We start from the raw sequence: 21,471 nt of genomic DNA, 5'->3' as shown, positions 1-21,471 counted from the left end.
TTGGAGAGCGCGTCCGTGTGCGCGTCAGTCTCTGCACGGCACTACAGGGGGAATAAAATGAATCGTGCATTTGCGCTGGTCTGGAACGCGGCAATCGGCAACTGGGTCGTCACGCACGAACTGGTGCGTCGGCGACGCAAACCCGGGTCAACCCGCCGCAGCGTGTCGCGCCTTGTCGTCCTGGCGGTGGGAGCCGCCGCACCGATGCTGGCCTGGGGAGCATGCACACCTGCGCTCCCCGCAGCGGGTGCAACCGTCACCTGCACGGGGCTGCCAATCGTCAGCAACAGCTTCGCCAGCGGCGCAAACAACCTGACGGTCAACGTCGCCGCAGGCACGCAAATGACCGCCGGGCTGCTGGGTGGCACCGCCATTGCGCTCAGTGGCACCAATGCCACGCTCAACAACAGCGGCACCATCGATCCTTCGGTACTCGGGTTGCTGTCGGTGTTGAGCACCGGCGTCACCATGGGCAACGCCAGTTCCACCGCGGTGACCGCCAACAATCTCGCCACCGGCACGATTTACGGCACCGGCGGCCTGCTGGGGGCGAACCTGCTCAACCTCGACGGCATGGCGCTTGGCATCACTTCGGCCAGCAACGGCGTCGTGCAGATCAACAACGCCGGCCTGATCGATAGCCGTGCGTTGTTGAACCTGTCGATCCTGGGTGCCGATACGCCGGTGATTGCGGTCAGCGGCGGCGGCACCGTCAATGCGGTCAACACGGGCACCATCAACGGGCGCGTGGGCTTCCAGAGTTCGGCCACCGGCAACAGCTTCGTCAACTCCGGCACCATCAACGGCAGCGTGTCGATGGGGGCGGGCAGCACCAACAGCTTCACCGCCGTGACGGGTGGCAGCGTCAACAGCGGCGGCGGGCTGGCGCTCGAACTGCTGGGTCCCAACGGCTTGCTGAACTTTGCGCAGACCGGCGTGGTGGATGGCGGTGCAGGCGGCACCAATACGCTGATCCTGCAGAATTCGGCCGCCGGAACCGGCAGCGGCAGCACCGGCGTCGGAACGCTCAGCACCGCGCAGTACATCAATTTCGGCAGCCTGCGCGTCAACAGCGGCACCTGGTCGGTGGGAGGCGGGAGCAACTTCGGCAGCAGCGCACTCAATGGCGGCGTATTGCAGTTCGCCAATCCTGCGCAGCTCGGCACCGCCATCACCGCCAACGGCGGTGCGCTGGAGGCGACGGCCGCCGGCCTGAGCCTGTCGCCTGCCGGCGGCATCACGCTGGGCGCAGGTGGCCTGACCTTGCAGGGTGCCAATGCGCTGACGGTTACCAGCCCCATCGCCGGCACCGGCGCGCTGACCAAGACCGGGACCGCTGCGTTGGGCGTGACCGGCACCAATACCTTCAGCGGTGGCGTCAACCTGCTCGGTGGCGCGCTGACCGTGGGCACCAATAGCGCATTGGGAACGGGCACCGTCAACGCCGCTGCGGGCAGCCTCCTTTCGAGTGCTGCGGTCAACCTGCCGAATGCTTTCGTGCTCAGCGATTTCATCGGTATCGGCGGTGCCAACACCCTGCGGCTTGGTGGCGACATCAGCGGCGCCGGCGCGCTGAACAAGATCGGTAACGGTACGCTCACCCTGGGCGGCAGCAATACCTATGCAGGCGGCACGACGCTGGCTGCGGGGACGCTGCTGATCGAAACGAACACGGCGCTTGGTGCGGGCACGGTGACAGCTGCCGGCGGGCAACTGGAGACCAGCGCCCCGCTGACCCTGGCCAACAACGTTGCACTGACCAATACGCTGGGCCTGGGTGGCAGCGGCAACGCGCTGACCCTGACCGGAACACTTGCCGGCGCAGGCGGCATCAACAAGACCGGCACCGGTACGCTGGCGCTCAACGGCGTCAACACCTTTGCCGGCGGTACCACGCTGGCCTCGGGCACCTTGCAGCTCGGTACGGCCGGCGCATTGGGCAGCGGCGCCCTGAATGTCACCGGCGCGTCCAGCCTCGGCAGCAGTGCACCGCTGACCGTGGCCAACGGCATCAGCCTCGCCGGGCCGTTGAACTGGACCGGCGCGCAGGCGCTGACACTGAGCGGTGCCATCAACGGCGGCGGCAGTCTGACCAAGAGCGGCGTGGGCGACCTCACCTTGACCGGCAACAATGCCTACACCGGCGGTACCACGCTGGGCACCGGCCGGCTGGTGGTCGGTGCCGACGCCGCACTGGGCACCGGCACGCTGACCGCCAACGGCGGTGAACTCGATGCGAGCACTGCAGCGACCCTGGGCAATACGCTCGCGCTCAACGGAACGCTGGGCGTGGGCAGCAGCGGCAACGCGTTGACGCTGACCGGCGCAATCGGCGGCACTGGTGTGTTGAACAAACTCGGCACCGGCACCCTGACACTTGGCGGCCTGAACACCTATGCCGGCGGCACCGATCTCAACGCCGGCACCTTGCAGCTGGCCAGCGGCACGGCACTGGGCACGGGGGCGTTGAACGTCACCGGCAACGCGGCGCTGCAAAACACCGCAGCCACCACGTTGAACAATGCGGTTGCACTGACCAGCGGTGCGCTGACGCTCAACGGCACGCCGGCACTGGGCCTGAGCGGTGACGTCAGCGGTACCGGCGGCATCGTCAAGGCCGGCGCTGGCGATCTCACCCTGAGCGGCAACAACCTGTACAGCGGCGGCACCGCGCTCAACGCGGGCCGGCTGGTCGTCGGCAGCGATACCGCACTGGGTGTCGGCGCACTCAATGCTGCCGCCGGGACCACGTTGGATACGGCAACAGTGAGCACGCTTGCCAATGCGATTGCACTGGCGGGGGCGGTGGATGTGGGCGGCAGCAACGCGCTCACCCTCAACGGCACGATCACCGGCGCAGGCAGCCTGGACAAGCTCGGTCCTGCCAGCCTGACCGTGGCAGGCAACAACGGCTATGTCGGTGGCACGCGCCTGAGTGCGGGCAGCCTGATCCTGGGCAGCGATACGGCGTTGGGCCTTGGCGGCCTGACCGTCGGCGGCGGCCTGCTCGACAGCACCGCGGCGCGCATCGTCGGCAACGACGTGGCGCTGGAAGCGGACCTGCAGCTCGGCGGCAGCCAGGATCTTGCGCTCAATGGGGTGGTCAGCGGTGTGGGCGGGCTGATCAAGGATGGCGGCGCCACACTCGCGCTGGGTGGACCGAACAGCTTTGCCGGTGGCGTGGATCTCAATGCAGGCGCGTTGCTGATCGGCAACGGCGCAGCCCTGGGCACCGGCGTGCTGACTGCAGCCGACGGCACGCAGTTGCAGGCCACCACCGCCACCACCATCGGCAACACGCTTGCCTTGAACGGCGCGCTCTCGCTCACCGGCAACAACGACCTCGGCATCGCCGGCATCGTCGGTGGCGCAGGCAGCCTGATCAAGCAGGGCGCCGGTGCGCTCACCCTCACCGGCAACAATCTCTACACCGGCGGCACCGTGCTGGACACCGGTACCTTGGTGGTCGGCAGCGACACCGCACTGGGCACCGGCGTGCTCGCGGCCGCCGCTGGCACCCAGCTCACCGCCAGCACTGCAGTGACCTTGCAGAACGCGCTCAACGTTGCCGGCCAAGTCGGCATCGATGGTCAGGACCTCACGCTGGACGGCGTGGTCGACGGTGCCGGCAGCCTGGTCAAGAACGGCGCGCAGACGCTCACGCTCAATGGCGACAACACCTGGGTGGGCGGGGTGCAATTGCAGGCCGGCGCGTTGCTGGTCGGCAGCGATACCGCACTGGGGCTGGGGACGCTGACTGCGCAGGCCGGTACCACGCTGGATGCCACCACCGCAGTGACCCTGGGCAATACGCTGGCATTGAACGGCGCGTTGACGTTGCCCGGCACGCAGGACATCACGCTCGATGGCGTGGTCAGCGGCATCGGCAGCCTCGATAAGCAAGGTGCTGCCACGCTGACCTTGAACAACGCAAATACCTTCAGCGGCGGCGTTGCGCTGGATGCGGGACGTGTGGTGCTCGGCAACGCCGCCGCGCTGGGTGCAGGCGGCCTGCTGGTCGGCGGCCCTGCCGAGCTGGATGCCACTGCAGCACTGACGCTGGGCGACACGCTGCAGTTGAACGATCAGCTCACGCTGATCGGCAGCAACGATCTGGCGTTGAACGGTGCGATCGGCGGCACCGGGAGTCTGGTCAAGACCGGCGCGACCACGGTGTCGCTCAACGCGGCCAACAGCTACACCGGCGGCACCACGTTGACCGCCGGCACCATCGCGGTCGGCGCCACCGATGCACTGGGCACCGGCAGCCTGTCGGTCGTCGGCAATGCGGCATTGAGCAATGCAGTTGCCGTGGCATTGGGCAACGACATCGCACTGGGCGCCGCGCTCACCGTGGACAACGGTGCGGACCTGCTGGTGAGCGGCGCCATCAGCGGGACCGGCGACTTGATCAAGACCGGCGCCGGCACCCTGACCTTGACCGGCAGCAACAGTTACACCGGCCCGCTGGCGATCCAGGCCGGCACGCTGGTGGCCGGCACGGCCGCGTCGCTCGGCAACGCCAGCAACGTCGATGTCGCAGCGGGTGCGGTGCTGAATCTCAGCAGCGGTGGCCTGATCGCCGCGCTCAGCGGCGCCGGCACTGTCGATACCGATACCGGCGGCACGTTGCAGCTGGGTGGCGGCGATTTTGCCGGCAGCCTGGGCGGTGGCGGCAATCTGGACAAGGTCGGCGTGGACACGGTGCGCCTGCTCGGCAGCAGCGTGATCGGTGGTGCCACCCAGGTCAGCGGCGGCACCCTGGATGTGGTCGGCAGCCTCGGCACCAGCGCGTTGAACGTTGCGCTGGGCGGCACGCTGACCGGCACCGGCAGCAACGGCAACGTGGCCAGTGGCGTGACCATTGGCGATGGCGGCCGGCTCGCATTGACCAGTGGCTCCTCGCTGAGCGTGGGTGGTTTGTCGCTGGCACCGGGGGCGTTTCTCGATGTGGCATTGGCAGCGCCGAGCAACACGCGTCTGCTCGCGGTCAACGGCGACCTCACCCTGGACGGCACGCTCAACATCACCGACCTCGGTGGCTTCGGCACCGGCGTGTATCGCTTGATCGACTACACCGGCCTGCTCACCGATAACGGCCTGGCATTCGGGGTGATACCCGGCAGCGTGGATCTGAGCCAGCTCGCCTTGCAGACCGCCATCGGCCAGCAGCTCAATCTGGTGGTCACCGCGCCGGGCAGCATCGTGCAGTTCTGGGACGGTGTGCAGACCACCGCCAATGGCACCGTCGATGGCGGCGCCGGCACCTGGGGTGCGGCCACCAATTGGACCAGCCAGGACGGCACCGCCAACAGCACCTGGCAGGGCGATTTTGCGGTCTTCGCCGGCAGTGCCGGCGCGGTGGGCGTGCAGGGCACGCAAAGCATCGGTGGCCTGCAGTTCGTCACCGATGGCTATCAGTTGACCGACGCTGGCGCAGGTGGGCTGGCGGTGACCGCCCCGTTGACCGCGATCCGCGTGGATCCGGGTGCCACCGCCACCATCGATGTGGCGATCTCCGGCAGTGGTGGCGTGGAAAAACTCGACACCGGCACGCTGGTGCTGGATGCGGCCAACAGCTACACCGGCGGCACCGCACTCAGCGGCGGCACCCTGGTACTGGGCGATGCGCAGGCACTTGGCACCGGCACGTTGACCGCGGCCGCCGGCACCAGCCTCGATAACAACCAGGCAGTGGCGCTCGGCAACGCGGTGGCGCTCACGGGTGCGCTCACCGTGGCCGGCAGCAACGACCTGGGCCTGTCCGGCCCGATCAGCGGTGCGGGCAGCCTGATCAAGAACGGCGCGTCCACGCTCACGCTCGACAGCGCCAACAGCTACATCGGCGGCAGCGTGTTGAACGCGGGCACCCTGGCGGTGGGCAGCAACACGGCGCTTGGCGTCGGCAGCCTGTCGGTGCTGGGCAACGCCACCTTGAGCAACGCCATCGCACTGGCGCTGGGCAACGCGGTCACTCTCGGTGCCGATCTGACCATTGCCAGTGGCGATGATCTGGCACTGACCGGCGCCATCAGTGGTGCCGGTGCGTTGACCAAAAACGGGCTGGGCACGCTGACCTTGTCCGGTCCCAACAGCTTCACCGGGCCGGTGGCAGTGCAGTCCGGCGTGCTGGCAACCGCCGCACCTGGCGCGTTGGGTGCTACCGGCGCGGTGGATGTCGCGGCAGGTGCCGGGCTCTCGCTGGGCAGCACGACGGCGTTGGGCGCGGTGACCGGGCAGGGCAATGTCGCAATCCTTGGCGGCAACACCCTGCAAGTGGGCGTCAACGATGTCAGCAGCACGTTTGCAGGCAGTTTGAGCGACGCCGGCACTCTGGAGAAGGTGGGTGCCGGCACGCTGCAGCTCACCGGCGTCAGCGCGCTCGGCGGCAGCACGCAGATCACCGCAGGCACGCTGGATGTGGACGGCCTGCTCGCCAGCACCGGTGGCGTGACCGTCGCGACGGGCGGCGCGCTGAGCGGTAGCGGCCAAGTCGCCGCGCCGGTCACCGTCGACGACGGCGGCCGCCTGGTGGTGACCAGTGGCGCGGTGTTGACCACCGGCACCTTGAATCTGGCGCCAAATGCCGCGATCGATGCGTTCCTCGGCGCACCGAGCAGCACGGGCGTGCTGGCGGTCAATGGCGATCTCACCCTGGACGGCACGCTCAACATCACCGACATCGGTGGGTTCGGTAATGGCGTGTATCGCCTGATCGATTACACCGGTGGGTTGACCGACAACGGCCTGGGCTTTGGCACGATTCCGGGCACGATCGATCTCAGCCAGCTGGCATTGCAGACTGCGTTGTCGCAGCAGGTCAACGTGGTGGTCTCCGCACCCGGCACCAGCGTGCAGTTCTGGGATGGGGCGCAGACGCTGGCCAATGGCAGCATCGATGGCGGCGCGGGCGTCTGGGCAGCAGGTCCCACCAACTGGACCACGGCCGATGGCTTGCTCAACAGCGACTGGCAAGACAGCTTCGCCGTTTTCGCAGGCCCGGCAGGCAACGTGGGCGTGCAGGGCACGCAAGGCATCACCGGGATCCAGTTCGTCAGCGACGGCTATGTGCTGAGCGATGCCGGCGCCGGTGCGCTGAGCGCCAATGCGGCGACCACCATCATCCGCGTGGATCCTGGCGTCACCGGCACCATCGATGTCGGCATCGGCGGCACCGGCACGCTGCAGAAACTCGATACCGGGACGCTGATCCTGGGTGCCGCCAACACCTACAGCGGCGGCACCGCGCTCGGTGGCGGCACGCTGGTGCTGGGCGATGCGCAGGCATTGGGCACCGGCACGTTGACCGCGGCCGCCGGCACCAGCCTCGATACCGACCAGGCACTGGCGGTGGGCAACGCAGTGGTGCTGGACGGTGCGGTAACGCTGCCCGGCAGCAACGATCTAGCCCTGACCGGCGCGATCAGCGGTGCCGGCGGCGTGATCAAGGCCGGCGCGTCCACGCTCTCGCTCAGTGGCAACAACAGCTATACCGGCGGGACCGTGCTCAACGATGGCACGTTGTCGATCGGCAGCAACAACGCGTTGGGCAGCGGCACCCTGGCGGTGGCCGGCGATGCGGTGCTGACCAACCCTGTTGCCGCCACCGTGGGCAATGCACTCACCCTCGGCGCTGCGCTGAGCGTCGACAACCCGGCAGACCTCACACTTGCCGGCGACATCAGTGGCAGCGGCGCGCTGATCAAGACCAACACCGGCACGCTGACCCTGGACGGCAGCAACAGCTACAGCGGTGGCACGACGGTCAATGCCGGCACGCTGGTTGGCGACGGCGCCAGCCTGCAGGGGACCATCGTCGACAACGCGACGCTGGCGTTCAACCAGGGGGCCGATGGCGTGTTCACCGGCACGATCACCGGCNGCGCCAGCCTGCAGGGGACCATCGTCGACAACGCGACGCTGGCGTTCAACCAGGGGGCCGATGGCGTGTTCACCGGCACGATCACCGGCACCGGCAGCGTGATCAAGGACGGCGCCGGTGCGTTGCTGCTCAACGGCGCGAATGGCTACACCGGCGGCACCACGATCGCGGCCGGCACCTTGATCGGCGACACCGCCAGCCTGCAGGGCGATATCGCCAACNATGGCGTGTTCACCGGCACGATCACCGGCACCGGCAGCGTGATCAAGGACGGCGCCGGCGCGTTGCTGCTCAACGGCGCGAATGGCTACACCGGCGGCACCACGATCGCGGCCGGCACCTTGATCGGCGACACCGCCAGCCTGCAGGGCGATATCGCCAACAACGCGGCCCTGGTGTTCAACCAGGCCACCGGCGGCGTGTATGCCGGCGCGGTCAGCGGCACCGGCTCATTGCAGAAGGCCGGCACCGGCGCGCTGCAACTGCTCGGGCCCAACACCTACACCGGCGGCACCGTGATCAGCGCCGGCAGCTTGATCGGCACCACCGCCAGCCTGCAGGGCAACATCGTCGACAACGCCACGCTGGTGTTCGANCCGGCGGCACCGTGATCAGCGCCGGCAGCTTGATCGGCACCACCGCCAGCCTGCAGGGCAACATCGTCGACAACGCCACGCTGGTGTTCGACCAGGCCAGCGATGGCGTGTTCGCGGGCGCGGTGAGCGGTACGGGTACGGTGGTCAAGCAGGGGGCCGGTGCGTTGACGCTTGTCGCTCCGAACACCTACAGCGGCGGCACCACGCTTGGCAGCGGCACGCTGGTGCTGGGCGATGCGCAGGCACTGGGTACCGGCGGCCTGGCTGCGGCAACCGGCACCACGCTGGATACCACTCAGGGGCTGACGGTGGGCAATGCCGTCGATCTGGCAGGTGTGCTTGCGCTGGCGGGCAGCAATGACCTTTCGCTGACCGGCGCAATCACCGGTGCTGGCGGTTTGGTCAAGAACGGTGCGGCAACGCTGACGCTGGCTGGCAGCAACAGCTACAGCGGTGGCACGACAGTCAATGCCGGCACGCTGGTTGGCGACAGCGCCAGCCTGCAGGGGACCATCGTCGACAACGCGACGCTGGCGTTCAACCAGGGGGCCGATGGCGTGTTCACCGGCACGATCACCGGCNGCGCCAGCCTGCAGGGGACCATCGTCGACAACGCGACGCTGGCGTTCAACCAGGGGGCCGATGGCGTGTTCACCGGCACGATCACCGGCACCGGCAGCGTGATCAAGGACGGCGCCGGCGCGTTGCTGCTCAACGGCGCGAATGGCTACACCGGCGGCACCACGATCGCGGCCGGCACCTTGATCGGCGACACCGCCAGCCTGCAGGGCGATATCGCCAACGACGCGGCCCTGGTGTTCAACCAAAACACGGCCGGCGTCTATGCCGGCACGCTCAGCGGCACCGGCTCATTGCAGAAGGCCGGCACCGGCGCGCTGCAACTGCTCGGGCCCAACACCTACACCGGCGGCACCGTGATCAGCGCCGGCAGCTTGATCGGCACCACCGCCAGCCTGCAGGGCAACATCGTCGACAACGCCACGCTGGTGTTCGANCCGGCGGCACCGTGATCAGCGCCGGCAGCTTGATCGGCACCACCGCCAGCCTGCAGGGCAACATCGTCGACAACGCCACGCTGGTGTTCGATCAGGCCAGCGATGGTGTCTTCGCCGGTGCAGTCAGCGGCACGGGCAGTGTGGTCAAGCAGGGCGCTGGAGCGTTGACGCTGGTGGCGCCCAACACCTACAGCGGTGGCACCACCATCGCCAGCGGCAGCCTGATCGGCAACACCACCAGCCTGCAGGGCAACATCGTCGACAACGCGACACTGGTGTTCGACCAGGCCGGCGATGGCACGTTTGCCGGTAACGTCACCGGCAGCGGCACCTTGATCAAGAACGGCACGGGCGCGTTGACGCTGGATGGTGTCAACGCCTATCTCGGTGGCACCACGATCAACGCCGGCACCCTGGTCGGCGATACCGACAGCCTGCAGGGCAACATCGCCAACGCCAGCGCGCTGGTGTTCCAGCAAGCCACCACTGGCACCTACGCAGGGACCTTGTCGGGGACCGGCAGCCTGCTCAAGGAGGGGGCGGGCACCTTGCTGGTCACCGCAAACAGCAGTGGCTTCACCGGACCGACCACGATTGCCGCGGGCACCTTGAGCGTGGGGAATCCGGCCAATCCGGGTGCCGCGCTGGGTGGGCCGGTCACGGTAGGCCCGGGCGGCACGCTCACCGGCAGCGGCAGCATCGGCGGCCTGACCTCCGGCGGCACCGTGGCGATCGGCGGCAGCACCGGCACGATCAGCGTCGCCGGCAACGCCAGCTTCGGAAACGGCTCCACCCTGCAGGTCACGCCGGGGGCGGGCGGTGCGGTCACGCCGATCAGCGTGGGCGGTGCCGCCACGCTGGCGCCCGGCAGCACCCTGCAACTGGTGCGTGCGACCGATCTGCCGCTGTTTACCCAGATCCCGGTGGTCAACGCCGCTGGCGGGCTGAGCGGTCAGTTCAGCAACGTCGTCTCCGACTACGCCTTCATCGAGCCCAATGTCAGCGCCAGTGCCACCGCGCTGTCGGTGTCGTTCGGCCGCAACACCGCGGCCATGGTCGATGCGGTTACCGTACCCAACCAGCAGGCCGCCGCAGCGGCCGTGGAAGGCCTGCCGACCACCAGCCCGGTCTACCAGGCGGTGGTGCGCCTGCCCGACAACGCGCAGGCGATCGGCACCGCGTTTGCATCGCTGTCCGGCGAAAGCCATGCCAGCACGGCGACCGCATTGCTGGATGGCCGCTTCCTGCTGAGCGGGGTCGGCAATCACCTGCGTGGCGACACTCAGGACGCACAGGTGGGCGACACCACGGTATGGGTCACCGGCCGTAGCCTGCCCAATCGTGTCGATGGCGATGCCAACACCGCCTCGGTGCGACGCGAGGACAACGGCATCATGGCCGGTGCAGAACGGCGCATCGGCGAGCGCAGCGTGGTCGGTGTCGCGGTCGGTAACCAGGACATCGAAACCCGCTCGCGCGAATCGCTCGATCGTTCCGATATCGATGGCACCCACGCCGGCATCTACGGCCAGGCCGATTGGTCCGCGTTCGCTCTGCAGGCTTCGGTCGACTACGCGGACTACCGCGTGGACAGCACGCGTCGGGTGATGCTGCCCGGCGTGCTCGAAGAGCGGCTGACCAGCGATTACGATGCCAAGGCCATCACCGTGTCGGTGGAAGCGGCCTGGAACCTGCGCAGCGGCAATGCGGTATACAGCCCCTTCATCGCGGCCGACTACACGCATCTGAAGACCGATGGTTTCAACGAGCGCGGCGGTGTTGCCGGGTTGTCGGTGGACAGTGCCAGGGACGAGTACACCACCAGCACGGTGGGTATGCGCGGGCGCTGGCAGCTGGGTGCGGCGGCCGGGGTGTATGCCTCGCTGGGTTGGCGGCATGCATTCGGCGACCGCGCGGTGGAGCGCTCGGCCGGCTTCATCGGCACCGGCTCGCAGTTCTCGGTGCAGAGCGTCACGCTGGCCAAGAACGCGGTGGTCGGCGAACTGGGCGTGAGCCTGATCACCTCGCCCAACAGCCGCATGGCGCTGTCGTTGCAGGGACTCAACGGCGATGGCCAGACCGCCTATGGCGGCCAGGTCACCTGGGGCTGGAGCTTCTGAGTCAGCGCAGACCACAAAGCCCCGGCACTGCCGGGGCTTTTTTTTGCCGGTGCAAAACACGCACGCACATCGCCGCGATTGCCCTGCACCTCACCTGTACCCGCAGCGCTCCTTCGTTGGCAGACATCGGTCGGCTGTGTCGGCACGCGTCGCCCGGACCTGGCGCATGCCGACCCCGCACGCCAGCCACGCAGCCCCGCGGCTGCACCGCGAGTCTGCAGCCGGCGCCTAGAACTGCCAGCGCAGACCCACGTTGGCATTGATGCTGTTGGCATCGGAACGACCGCGCTCGGCACCGACGTTGCCATAGATGGAGAAGGCATCGTTGAGCTGGTAACGCACGCCGACCGAGGCACGTGCGGACTGCTTGGACACCGGCTCGCCGGCCACGTTGAAGCGCGCTTCCGGCAAGCCGGTGAACCACGCGGTGAAGGCCGGGTCCGGGTTGCCGAGCAGCGAACGGTAGGCGATCACGCCATCGAAGCCCCACTTGCCGCGCACCAGATGGCCGCGCACGCCCACCTCGCCGTAGCCGGCGCGCAGCGTGTCGCTGTTGGCGCTCAACCCCAGGCCGGTCACCGATGCCTCGCTGAAGGCATCCTGGGTCTGGCTGACCACGCCTGCGGCGATGAACGGCGACAGCCCTGCCTGCGGTATCAGCCCGACTTCGGCGCGCAGCGACCAGTTGGTGTCGTGGCGGCGATCCTGCAGGCGCTCGCCGATACTGCCGGCCTGCACCGTGCGCTCGGTGTCCACGTTGCTCATGCCGTAGGAACCGATCCCGGACACATAGGCCTGGCCGATCGGCTGATACAGGTACGCGGTCATCGCATAACGGTCCGAGCGCAGACGGCTGGCCGATGCATCGATCTGCGCACGATCCTGGCCCGAACTCAGCGCCGCACCCACGACGGTGCCGGCGTTGCCCATCGGCAGATCCACACCGACGGTGGTGGCCTGCTGGGTGTAATCGGCCGAGTCGAACCCCTTGCCGCCCAGCGCACCGTCCAGATAGCTGCCCTGCATCCAGGTGGTCAGCGACGTGGTGTCGGCCAGATGGGGCAGGCGATCGGCCGCCACGCGCGCATCGTTGAGCGCGGACTGGAAGCCCAGGGTGCGCTCGATGCCGTGCACCTGACCGGCCAGGGTCGGCAGCGATGCGGCCACCTGCGCATCGTTGGCGGCCAGCAACGCGCCGGTGGCGCTGATCAGGCCACCCAGGTTATCGGTATCGCCGGCGGCCACACGCGTGTCCAGCACCTTGACCAGCGCATCGGCCTGGCTGGCACCGTTGACCACCGACTGCGGCGCACCGGCCGCTTGCGCGCTGGCAGCGGAGGCATTGCGGGTCAGCGTGGCGGTGACGGTGGTGGGGTCGTAGGCGAGCGAGGCGGTCCAGAAGAAGTTGTTGGCGTACTGCACGCGCTCGAAGCTGCCTTGCAGCGTGCCGGCCCTGACGATCCTTTCGCTGCTGCCGACGCTGTAGCCAGCCGCTTCCGGCAGCAACAGCAGGTTGCCCTTCAAGCTGGCCTGGCCGGTGACGGTCAGCCCCTTGCCCAATTCGATGGCGGTGGTGCCGGTGCTGTTGGCCAGGCTGTAGCCACCGTTGATGACACCGCCGCGCGATTCGAACGTGGCCGAGTTGAGCACGATCACGTCCGAGCGCAGGCTGCCGGACAGGGCGAGCACGCCGTCGCTGACGCTGGTGCCGCCGGTGTAGCTGTTGTTGCCGCTGAGCGTGAGCTTGCCGGCGCCGTTCTTGGTCAGGTTGCCGGCGCCGGAGATGTCGTTGCCGAAGGTGCTGTCGTAGCCGGAGGTCACGTTGGCCGACCAGTTGTTGATGAACTGTGCCGGGCCCTGGATCGCCTTGGCCGCATTGACCAGGCCGAAGCCGTACAACGCGTCCACGCCGGGGTCGCCCAGGTCGGTGGCGGTGGTCAGCAGGGTCTGCTGCAGGTTGGAGGCGCTCATCCACGGATACACGCCCAGGACCTGCGCCGCGACGCCGCTCACTGCGGCAGTGGAGAACGAGGTGCCGGCGATCTGGCCCTGCAGCTCGGTACCGGCCAGTGCCGGCGCGGAATAGCTGCCCGGCGCCACCAGGCACCACTGCGCGGCGGCGCCGCAATGGTTGGAGTAGCTGGTCAGGCCGGCGGCAGTGCCGGCACTGTCGATGTTGACCGCGCCCACGGCCAGCCAGTTGTTGCGCAGGCTGGCTTCCTGCACCGGCGTCGCTGCCGGGTAGGAGGCTTCCGCCGCGCCGTCGTTGCCGGTGGCGGCCACGATCAGCGCATCGGCCTGCACCAGCGGGGTCAGCGCGTACTTCCAGGCCAGGGCAGCGTTCGCGCTGCTGGCCGCATCCGCATACGAGGCACCGATCGACAGGTTGGCGATGCGCACGCCGGCAGCGGCCAGGTCCACCGCGGCGCTGCGGGTCTGCTGGGTGCCGCAGGAATTTTCGGCGCAGATGCGCGCATAGAACAGGTCCGCATCCGGGGCGATGCCGCCGGCAAAGCCCTCCTGCGCGTTGCCCAGCACCAGTGCCGAGATGACGGTGCCGTGGCCGCGCAGCGCATTCGACGCCGATTCCGGCGTGCCGGGGCTGGCGGTGTAGTCGGTGGATGCATCGACCTTGCCCCCGATCGGCGCATAGCTGCCGTAGAGATTGTCGTCCAGCACGGCCAGCTTGACGCCCTGGCCCCTGGCCCCGGCCTGCTGCGCCAGATCCGCATTGGTCGGCACCAGCAGGTTGCTGCCCAGGCCCTGGTAACGGGCGGGTGCCGGCGCCGGCGCGGCCTTGGGCAACGGGTCGGCGGTGGTGGTACCCGGCGTCGTCGGAGCTGTCGGCGTCGTCGGGGTTGACGGAGCTGTCGGGGTCGTCGGAGTCGGAGTCGGAGCGACCAGCGTGGTCTGCGGCGGATCGTTGCGGACATTGCCGCCACCGCCACCGCCGCCACAGGCGGTCAGGACGAGGCAGGAGGCGATCGTGGTTGCAAGGAGCGAGCGGTTCATGGGTTGGTCGATTCCGGTAATTGGCGCGCCGCAACTGCAAGATTCAAAAAATTGGCGCAGACGATTCCAGCACCGGGGATGACCGGCGTGGCATTTTATTTCACGGGTTATTCACTTTTATCCGCCGCCAATCCGTCCCCTCGGATAAGCGCCCTGGATAACACGGTGATGCGTCGATGCATCGCGCCGTGTGCTTGCGAGATTGTTTAACGGCGCTATCGGTAAACTCTAAAGCCTGAACGGACAGTTGCTATTCAGAGAAAAATGCCGCGTATAGGGCCTGGCGATTTAATCCATAGCGAAATCGGATGATAAAACGCGCTAACAGGCCCGAGCGCAAGAAAATGTCAGAGCGGACGCAACAATAACTGGTCACGAATCCGCGGGGGCGGCAATCCTAAATGCGATGGATATCGCAGGTAATCAGGAAATGCGTCGCGGATGTCGGAGAATTACCCACGCGCTGTAGCGGATTCGACCGTGAGTCAGCAGTTCTAACGGACTCGTCCGTACCAGGTGCGCAAGGGCGCGCGTCACTCTGATGACACCGGTGTTATATTAAATTTCCTGCCCCATTCGGATTATATCCACCTAATTTATACTCGCCGAAAACGAGCGAACCCGGCCATTGCGCCTGATTCACTGCATTTTCCGGCACGGAAGGGGCGGACAAACAGGATTGGCAAAAGCTCCAGATAGTCCGACTATGCAATAAACCCTCAAGGCCAGCAGCTACCGTCCCGGTGCCGTCAAGCTGAATGCAGAGGGAATATACAAGCCCTTCTTTTCCGGAGCGCGCGCAAAAGTCGGCATTCCCCTACGGCGGATCATTCCAATGCTTCCCCCTTCCGGCCAACGCGCCTGCCGGGCCAGGGTGGGGCATCGGTGTCATCCGGGGCGCCCCCGCGCTGCCCCCGCAGCGCTAGCGTCTGCATAAACGGTTCAAGTTCCGCGGTTAGCGAATTTAGGCATCGCAGCTATGCTCGAGTCTGATGAGCACCTACTGCGTAGAAAGCATGTCCGCCGAAGGCACCGACCAGGGTCTGCCATATCGCGTGGTCGCTCGACAGCTTGGGCACCGGCGCATCGTGCTGGAGACCTTGCAGGTCTGCGGGCATCCCGTTCCGCTGCCGACTGCACCCACCTTCGGCTCGCTGCAGACCGCACTGGAGATCGGCACCAGGCTGGCCGAGCAATACATCGGCCAGTTGATCGTCAAGCAGGCCGGTGCGCGGTCCGCGCTCGGCATTGGTCCGGCGCCACGTTAGCCAGGCCCGATCGGTCTGGATGCAGTGCCGGCATCCGCATCTGCACCGGCAGCCTGCGCCACGATCAGCGTGCCTTGCTGCGGGCTCATCGCGCCCGGGCCGTGGCCAGCGCGGCCTTGGCGCGCGTGCCGGCGGCCGCTCCAACCCGCTTGTCCAGCACCTGGGCCAGTGCGTGGAGCTGCGCCTCGGTCACACCGATGTTCAAGCCGATCTTCAAATGCGCCTGCAGTTGCGCCTCCACGCCTTCCAGGCTGGCGAGCACGCTGATCGTGGCCAGTTCACGGCTCACCCAGTCCAGGTTGTCGCGGGCAAAGATGTCGCCGAACAGATGCGTCTTGAGGTAGCGATCGATCGCCGGCGCAAACGCGAACAACGGCCCGGTCATCGGCGCGCCGCCCAGACGGGTCTGGTTGGCCGTGCCCAGTGCAAGCAGCGCATCGCCGCCCGGCACCGGGCCGGGCTCGCGTCCCGGCGCATCGGCGATGCCGCGTAGCCCGCGTGCATCGCTGACCTGCATCAACGCCGCCAGTGCGTTGAGGCTGCGCGGAAACCCGGCATACGCGTAGAGCTGCACCAGTACCTCCTTGCAGTCGCTGATGCTCAGGCCTGCATCGAGGCCCGTCTCCAATGCGGTTTGCAGGCGTTGGATGTCGCCGGTGGCCGCAAACGCGGCAATCGGTGCGATGGCCTGGTGCCTGGGCGACAAGGTGGCGTGGGACGTCATGGACATGATCTCCGACGGATGTGCTGCCGCGGGGGAGGGCGCAACAGAGAACAAGGCAACCATGCCCGACCACAGCGCAGCCATGGACAACAAAGAGCGATGCAGCGCGCTCGCGCATGGCATCGCATCTCCCCGCCGATCCAGGGGCAACACAGCGCAAATCCAAGCATCCGACGCCACACTGTGCATTGCAGAAGGCACCGCAATCGCAGGCAAACCACGCGGGAGCGACCGCACCGATGATGCGCTTTCATTGCTGCCTCCTTCTTTATCGAAACAAGCCGATCGAGCCGCAGCGATTGGCACAGGCGATCCAGAAACTGAGTGGCGCCGGCACGGCGCGCGATGGACAGCGCCATCTTCATCGAGGACGGCCACTGCTTTCTGGTCAAGCCGCGCGATGTGCGGGTGATCGAGGCGGTCGGCAACGACAGCCGGGTCTGTTTCCAGGCGTGCGCGGTGACCGCTACCGGGTCTTCGTGCTTGCGTTGCAGCTGGAGTTTGCCATCCACCTCGGCCCGCACCTGCACATCCGCGCCGGCAAAACGCTAGCTGCCCAGCCAGGTGCGGTGTTCGGGCCGCAGCGCGATGGCAGCGGCGTATGTCTTATCTGCCGCAATCGCTACCAGATGCACGCCCAGACGGGTGGGATCCATCACCGCGCTCATCACGTGGCAGCTGGCAGCATCGGAGCACGTTTCACCAACGCGCCCAATGAGTCCGCCATGAATTCCACTGCCATGCCCGCCCGATCCTGGGCCATCCATCCGTTCCACGCAGCCGTGCTCGGCGGTGTGTGGCCGTTGTTCCTCGGCGCCTTGCTCAGCGACTACGCATATTGGAGCAGCCATCAGATCCAGTGGGCCAACTTCGCCGCATGGCTGCTGATCGGTGCGATGGTGCTGACGACCATCGCGCTGCTGTTGGCGATCGTCGGCTTCGTTCGCGGAAGCCGCAACGTGATCTATGTGATCGCGCTCGGCGCTGCCTGGATCGCCGGCTTCTTCAATGCCTTGCATCATGCGCGCGATGCGTGGGCGATCATGCCGGCGGCGTTGGCATTTTCGGTGATTGCAACCGCATTCGCGCTGGTTGCGACCTGGTCCGGATTGTCCGGACTGCGTGTGGGAGGTGCCCGATGAAGCGTCATGCCCTGACCGTCGTGTCGGTCTCCATGCTTGCCGCCGCGCTCGCCTCCTGCGGCAAGGCGCCCGAGCTCAAGCAACACGGCACCAGCCCCGAGCTGTCGGCGCCGGAGCGTGGCCTGTTGCCCGACATGACCATCGCCGAGCCGACAGCCTGGGGGGAGCGCAAGCCCAGCGTGCCTGCGGGTTACCGCATCGCGGCCATCGCCACCGATCTGGGCATTCCACGCCAGACGCTGGTATTGCCCAACGGCGACATCCTGGTGGCCGAAGGCCGCGGCGGTGGCGCGCCCAACCTCAAGCCCAAGGACGTGATTGCCGGAGCGATCAAGGCCAGGGGCAACACCTCGGTCAAGAGCGGCAATCGCCTGACGCTGCTGCGCGATGCCGATGGCGACGGCACATATGAGCTCAAGACCGTCTTTGCCGACAAGCTCAACGCACCGTACGGGCTGGCGCTGATCGGCAACGCGCTGTACGTGGCAAATCAGGACGCGCTGGTGCGTTTCGACTACCAGCAAGGGCAGACCAAAGCCAGTGCCGCGCCCAGCAAGGTCACCGACTTGCCGTCGGCCATCAACCACCACTGGACCAAGGCGCTGACCGCCAGTGCCGACGGACGCTATCTGTATGTCGCGATCGGCTCCAACAGCAACATCACCGAGCGCGGCATGATCGCCGAGGTCGACCGCGCCCAGGTCTGGCAGGTGGACCCGGCAACCGGCGCGCACAGGAGTTATGCCACCGGCTTGCGCAATCCCACCGCATTGGCGATCCAGCCCGGCAGCGGCGCACTGTGGGCGGTGGTCAACGAGCGCGACGAGATCGGTCCGAACCTGGTGCCCGACTACCTCACCTCGGTGCGCGAAGGCGGCTTCTACGGCTGGCCCTACAGCTATTGGGGCAAGAACGTGGACACGCGGGTGATGCCGCAGGATCCGCAGAAGGTCGCCTCGGCCATCGTGCCCGATTACGCGCTGGGTTCGCATGTCGCCGCACTCGGTGTCGCGTTCTCGTCCACCGCAATGGGAACGCAGTTTGCCGACGGCGTGTTCGTCGGTGAGCACGGCAGCTGGAATCGCGACCCGCCGGTGGGCTACAAGGTGGTGTTCGTGCCGTTCCGCGATGGCCGCCCGGCGGGCGACCCGATCGACTTCGTTGCCGGCTTCCATGGCGACGATGGACTGACCCGCGGCCGACCGGTCGGCGTCACGCTCGACCCGCGGGGCGCATTGATCGTTGCGGACGATCTGGCCAATACGATCTGGCGCGTGACGCCGGACACCGCGCCCGTTGCGCCGCAACCGGCTGCGCAGTAAGCCTGCCGGCACGCCCGGTTTTGAAACGAACCGGGCGTGCGCGGTACATGGACTGCGCCAGGGGCGCAGTCACATAGGCATCACCCGAACCCTAGTCGGGAGCGTTGCAGCTGCGTAAACGCAGCGGGTCGCGGCGCACACGGCCGTGCGCCCGCCTGGCAACAAGAACGACCGGCTTGCAACGCAACCGCCATGCGCATGCGTCGATGAACGCCGCACGCCAACGCGGCTTCGCAGGTTGCGGCAAGGGATAGGCATCGCCGTCGCGTTGGCGTACAGTGCCGCCCCGCGCCGGGCTCCGCTGCGTGCACCCGTGCGATGGATCGCTGAGTTGATCGGCTGGACGCCGTCACCCCGGCAAGCACAGACGGACCACGCTCTGCCGATCACCCGAGGCTTGTTGTTGATGTTGTTCAGATGTTCGGTGGGAATTGTTGTCGCGCTGTTCGCCTCACCCCTTGTCGCAGCGGAGCTGGTTGGCCGCGCAACCGTCACCGACGGCGACACCATCACGCTCGCGCAGACACGTATCCGCCTGTGGGGTGTCGATGCGCCCGAAAGCGCACAGCAATGCACCAACGATGCCGGCAGCGCATGGCCTTGCGGCCGACGTTCCGCCGCAGCCCTGGATGGTCATCTACGCGACAGGACGGTTCGCTGCCAGCCCAAGGACACCGATCGCTATGGACGGATCGTTGCCGAGTGTTACGTGCAGGGGCAGTCGGTCAACCGCTGGATGGTGCAGTCCGGTTGGGCCGTGGCCTACCGCGAATACGCCACCGCCTTCGTCGCCGACGAACGCACCGCGCAGCAACAGCGTCGCAACCTCTGGGCCGGCAGCTTCCAGATGCCGGCCGATTACCGACGCGGCAAGCGCAGGCAATCGGCACAACGTGTCCAGGCGACGCACACGCAAGCGCCTGCGCACTGTGCCATCAAGGGCAATATCTCCAGCAAGGGCAGCAAGATCTTCCACATGCCCGGTCAGCGCGACTACGAGCGCACCAGCGTCTCGCCTGCCCGGGGCGAGCGGTACTTCTGCACCAGCCAGGATGCGATCAAGGCAGGCTGGCGACGCGCGGCACGATGATGCCCGACAGCGCGGCAGATCCGCAGTGGCGCCGCAGTCATGCGGGGTGTCGATCGATTTCGCCGGGCCGGGTCTGATCGATCGCCCGGCAGGGCGCCCGTCACGTATGAAACAGGCACGTGCACGCACCGCTACGCGGTTGAGGCGCAGCCGGCCACGTTAATGGCCGACAAATGCCTCGATATTCTGGACAAGGCTGCGACGGGTGTAAGGCTTGCTTAAAAACATCGTCCGGCTGGGCAGGCCCTTGGGAGAATGCCCCAGCCCCGACGTCAGGATCGCCGGGAGATTATTGCCGTCCGCACGCAGATACGAAATAAGGCCGTACCCATCCAGCAGACCCGGCATTTGCAGGTCGGTGAAAACCAGCGCGATCGCAGGAAAACGATCGATATGTTCCAGTGCACCCTGCGCATCGGTGGCAGTCACGACCGCATAGCCACTTTCCTTCAGTAACAAGGCGGCGACCTCGAGGGTATCGAAATCGTCCTCGACAATCAGGATCAGTTTTTCGTTGTGAGAGCCCATAAATCAGGTTTCCGAGGATGCATGCATCACCCTACGTTTCCCGCGCGAAAAACACGTGATCGATTTGAACACCTTGAATGAAGGGCGCGATGTTCCAGGCCCGCGCTATTGCGCCGTTGTCGAGCTGTCGCAGGATGCCGGCAAGCAAGCGCACCGGATCAACCCGTGTGGTGCCTCGACACGCGTGGCGCTTTCTGCGAGTGGAGCGGGCAGGCTCCTGGAACCAGACATGCCAGCGACGCTCAGGCGCCCTGCAGAACGCCCTGCGGCGTAATGGTGCATCGGCCCATCCATTGCCTGGCATAGAGGTGCGCGGCAGGTTGCGTGTCGAATCGCACTGCATGCTTGTGGCCGTACAAGGTGATTCCATCATCCAACGACACCAGGATCTCCGGGGAAAAGACGCCGTCCACCGGAACCGTGTGCGCGGTCAGTCGATAACGACCGATTTGCCGAAACATCGCGGGCTCCATCGTAACCTCGGCAGCAATAGTGGACGGCTTTCCGCGTGTGGTCAGTCAACCAGCAATTGCACCTTGATCGCTATTTTTTCAACTTGCAAGCGCCATGAATCACGCACTGCGCGTGGCGCTGGACGTAAAAGAACGCGACCGCAGTAAATGGTGCACAGCTCGCTTGCCTGGATGGAGGCGGTGTTTGCCTGCGTGTCGGATGACTGCCCACGAGCCGTCGATCAGGTGAACGAATCGCGCCGCCTGCGATGTTTCCAAAGGGCCGTCATCAGCGCCGTGATGTCGCATGCCTGCAGCC

8 protein-coding genes and 2 pseudogenes are annotated in these 21,471 nt (G+C 66.8%); 6 read left to right on the top strand and 4 right to left on the bottom strand.

Annotated elements, in window-relative coordinates; all coding sequences use genetic code 11:
* Positions 1 to 57: 57 nt before the first annotated feature.
* Positions 58 to 8,726: pseudogene (locus tag C0541_RS10920) on the top strand (autotransporter-associated beta strand repeat-containing protein); the annotation flags it as partial.
* A 186-nt stretch (positions 8,727 to 8,912) separates the two neighbouring features.
* Positions 8,913 to 11,614 (top strand): annotated as a pseudogene (locus C0541_RS21710) (autotransporter outer membrane beta-barrel domain-containing protein); the annotation flags it as partial.
* Positions 11,615 to 11,842: 228 nt separating this feature from the next.
* On the opposite strand, the gene C0541_RS10910 reads toward C0541_RS21710, so the two are convergent.
* The gene (locus C0541_RS10910; protein WP_115048296.1) at positions 11,843 to 14,626 is read right to left on the bottom strand and encodes a S8 family serine peptidase; all 2,784 of its coding nucleotides are present in this window, start codon (positions 14,624 to 14,626) and stop codon (positions 11,843 to 11,845) included.
* 992 nt (positions 14,627 to 15,618) lie between these two features.
* Here C0541_RS10910 and C0541_RS10905 point away from each other — a divergent pair.
* Entirely contained in the window at positions 15,619 to 15,894 is a 276-nt protein-coding gene (locus C0541_RS10905; protein WP_115048294.1) for a hypothetical protein, read from the top strand.
* 85 nt (positions 15,895 to 15,979) lie between these two features.
* On the opposite strand, the gene C0541_RS10900 is transcribed toward C0541_RS10905, so the two are convergent.
* The gene (locus tag C0541_RS10900) at positions 15,980 to 16,618 is read right to left on the bottom strand and encodes a carboxymuconolactone decarboxylase family protein (protein ID WP_202975392.1); all 639 of its coding nucleotides are present in this window, start codon (positions 16,616 to 16,618) and stop codon (positions 15,980 to 15,982) included.
* Positions 16,619 to 17,343: 725 nt separating this feature from the next.
* Between C0541_RS10900 and C0541_RS10890 the strand changes: the two genes are divergently transcribed.
* From C0541_RS10890 to C0541_RS10880, 3 genes are all read left to right on the top strand, one after another.
* Positions 17,344 to 17,760 carry a hypothetical protein gene (locus C0541_RS10890; RefSeq protein WP_115048292.1) on the top strand — a complete coding sequence of 139 codons (417 nt, stop codon included), beginning with the start codon at positions 17,344 to 17,346 and terminating at the stop codon, positions 17,758 to 17,760.
* On the top strand, positions 17,757 to 19,082 hold the full coding sequence (locus C0541_RS10885; RefSeq protein WP_115048290.1) for a PQQ-dependent sugar dehydrogenase: 1,326 nt from the start codon (positions 17,757 to 17,759) through the stop codon (positions 19,080 to 19,082). Before C0541_RS10890 ends, C0541_RS10885 begins: the two co-directional genes overlap by 4 nt.
* A 406-nt stretch (positions 19,083 to 19,488) precedes the next feature.
* Entirely contained in the window at positions 19,489 to 20,172 is a 684-nt protein-coding gene (locus C0541_RS10880; RefSeq protein WP_115048289.1) for a thermonuclease family protein, read from the top strand.
* A gap of 159 nt (positions 20,173 to 20,331) precedes the next feature.
* Here the strand turns inward: C0541_RS10880 and C0541_RS10875 are convergent, their stop codons facing one another.
* Together C0541_RS10875 and C0541_RS10870 are read right to left on the bottom strand one after the other, a co-directional pair.
* Positions 20,332 to 20,700, bottom strand: coding sequence for a response regulator (locus tag C0541_RS10875; protein WP_115048287.1), 369 nt, complete (start codon positions 20,698 to 20,700; stop codon positions 20,332 to 20,334).
* Between the two features lie 242 nt (positions 20,701 to 20,942).
* Positions 20,943 to 21,161 carry a hypothetical protein gene (locus C0541_RS10870; RefSeq protein ID WP_238601308.1) on the bottom strand — a complete coding sequence of 73 codons (219 nt, stop codon included), beginning with the start codon at positions 21,159 to 21,161 and terminating at the stop codon, positions 20,943 to 20,945.
* Between the last annotated feature and the right edge of the window lie 310 nt (positions 21,162 to 21,471).

The sequence above is a fragment of the Xanthomonas arboricola genome, assembly GCF_003353015.1.
GTDB lineage: Bacteria > Pseudomonadota > Gammaproteobacteria > Xanthomonadales > Xanthomonadaceae > Xanthomonas > Xanthomonas arboricola_E.
This window is presented reverse-complemented; position numbering and strand designations above follow the sequence as displayed.

Excerpts from the sequence above, each read along its gene's own strand:
- C0541_RS10885 (WP_115048290.1), top strand. The coding sequence starts at position 17,757 with ATGAAGCGTCATGCCCTGACCGTCGTGTCGGTCTCCATGCTTGCCGCC.
- C0541_RS10890 (WP_115048292.1), top strand. The coding sequence starts at position 17,344 with ATGAATTCCACTGCCATGCCCGCCCGATCCTGGGCCATCCATCCGTTC.
- C0541_RS10900 (WP_202975392.1), bottom strand. The coding sequence starts at position 16,618 with ATGACGTCCCACGCCACCTTGTCGCCCAGGCACCAGGCCATCGCACCG.
- C0541_RS10910 (WP_115048296.1), bottom strand. The coding sequence starts at position 14,626 with ATGAACCGCTCGCTCCTTGCAACCACGATCGCCTCCTGCCTCGTCCTG.
- C0541_RS10905 (WP_115048294.1), top strand. The coding sequence starts at position 15,619 with ATGAGCACCTACTGCGTAGAAAGCATGTCCGCCGAAGGCACCGACCAG.
- C0541_RS10880 (WP_115048289.1), top strand. The coding sequence starts at position 19,489 with ATGTTGTTCAGATGTTCGGTGGGAATTGTTGTCGCGCTGTTCGCCTCA.
- C0541_RS10875 (WP_115048287.1), bottom strand. The coding sequence starts at position 20,700 with ATGGGCTCTCACAACGAAAAACTGATCCTGATTGTCGAGGACGATTTC.
- C0541_RS10870 (WP_238601308.1), bottom strand. The coding sequence starts at position 21,161 with ATGTTTCGGCAAATCGGTCGTTATCGACTGACCGCGCACACGGTTCCG.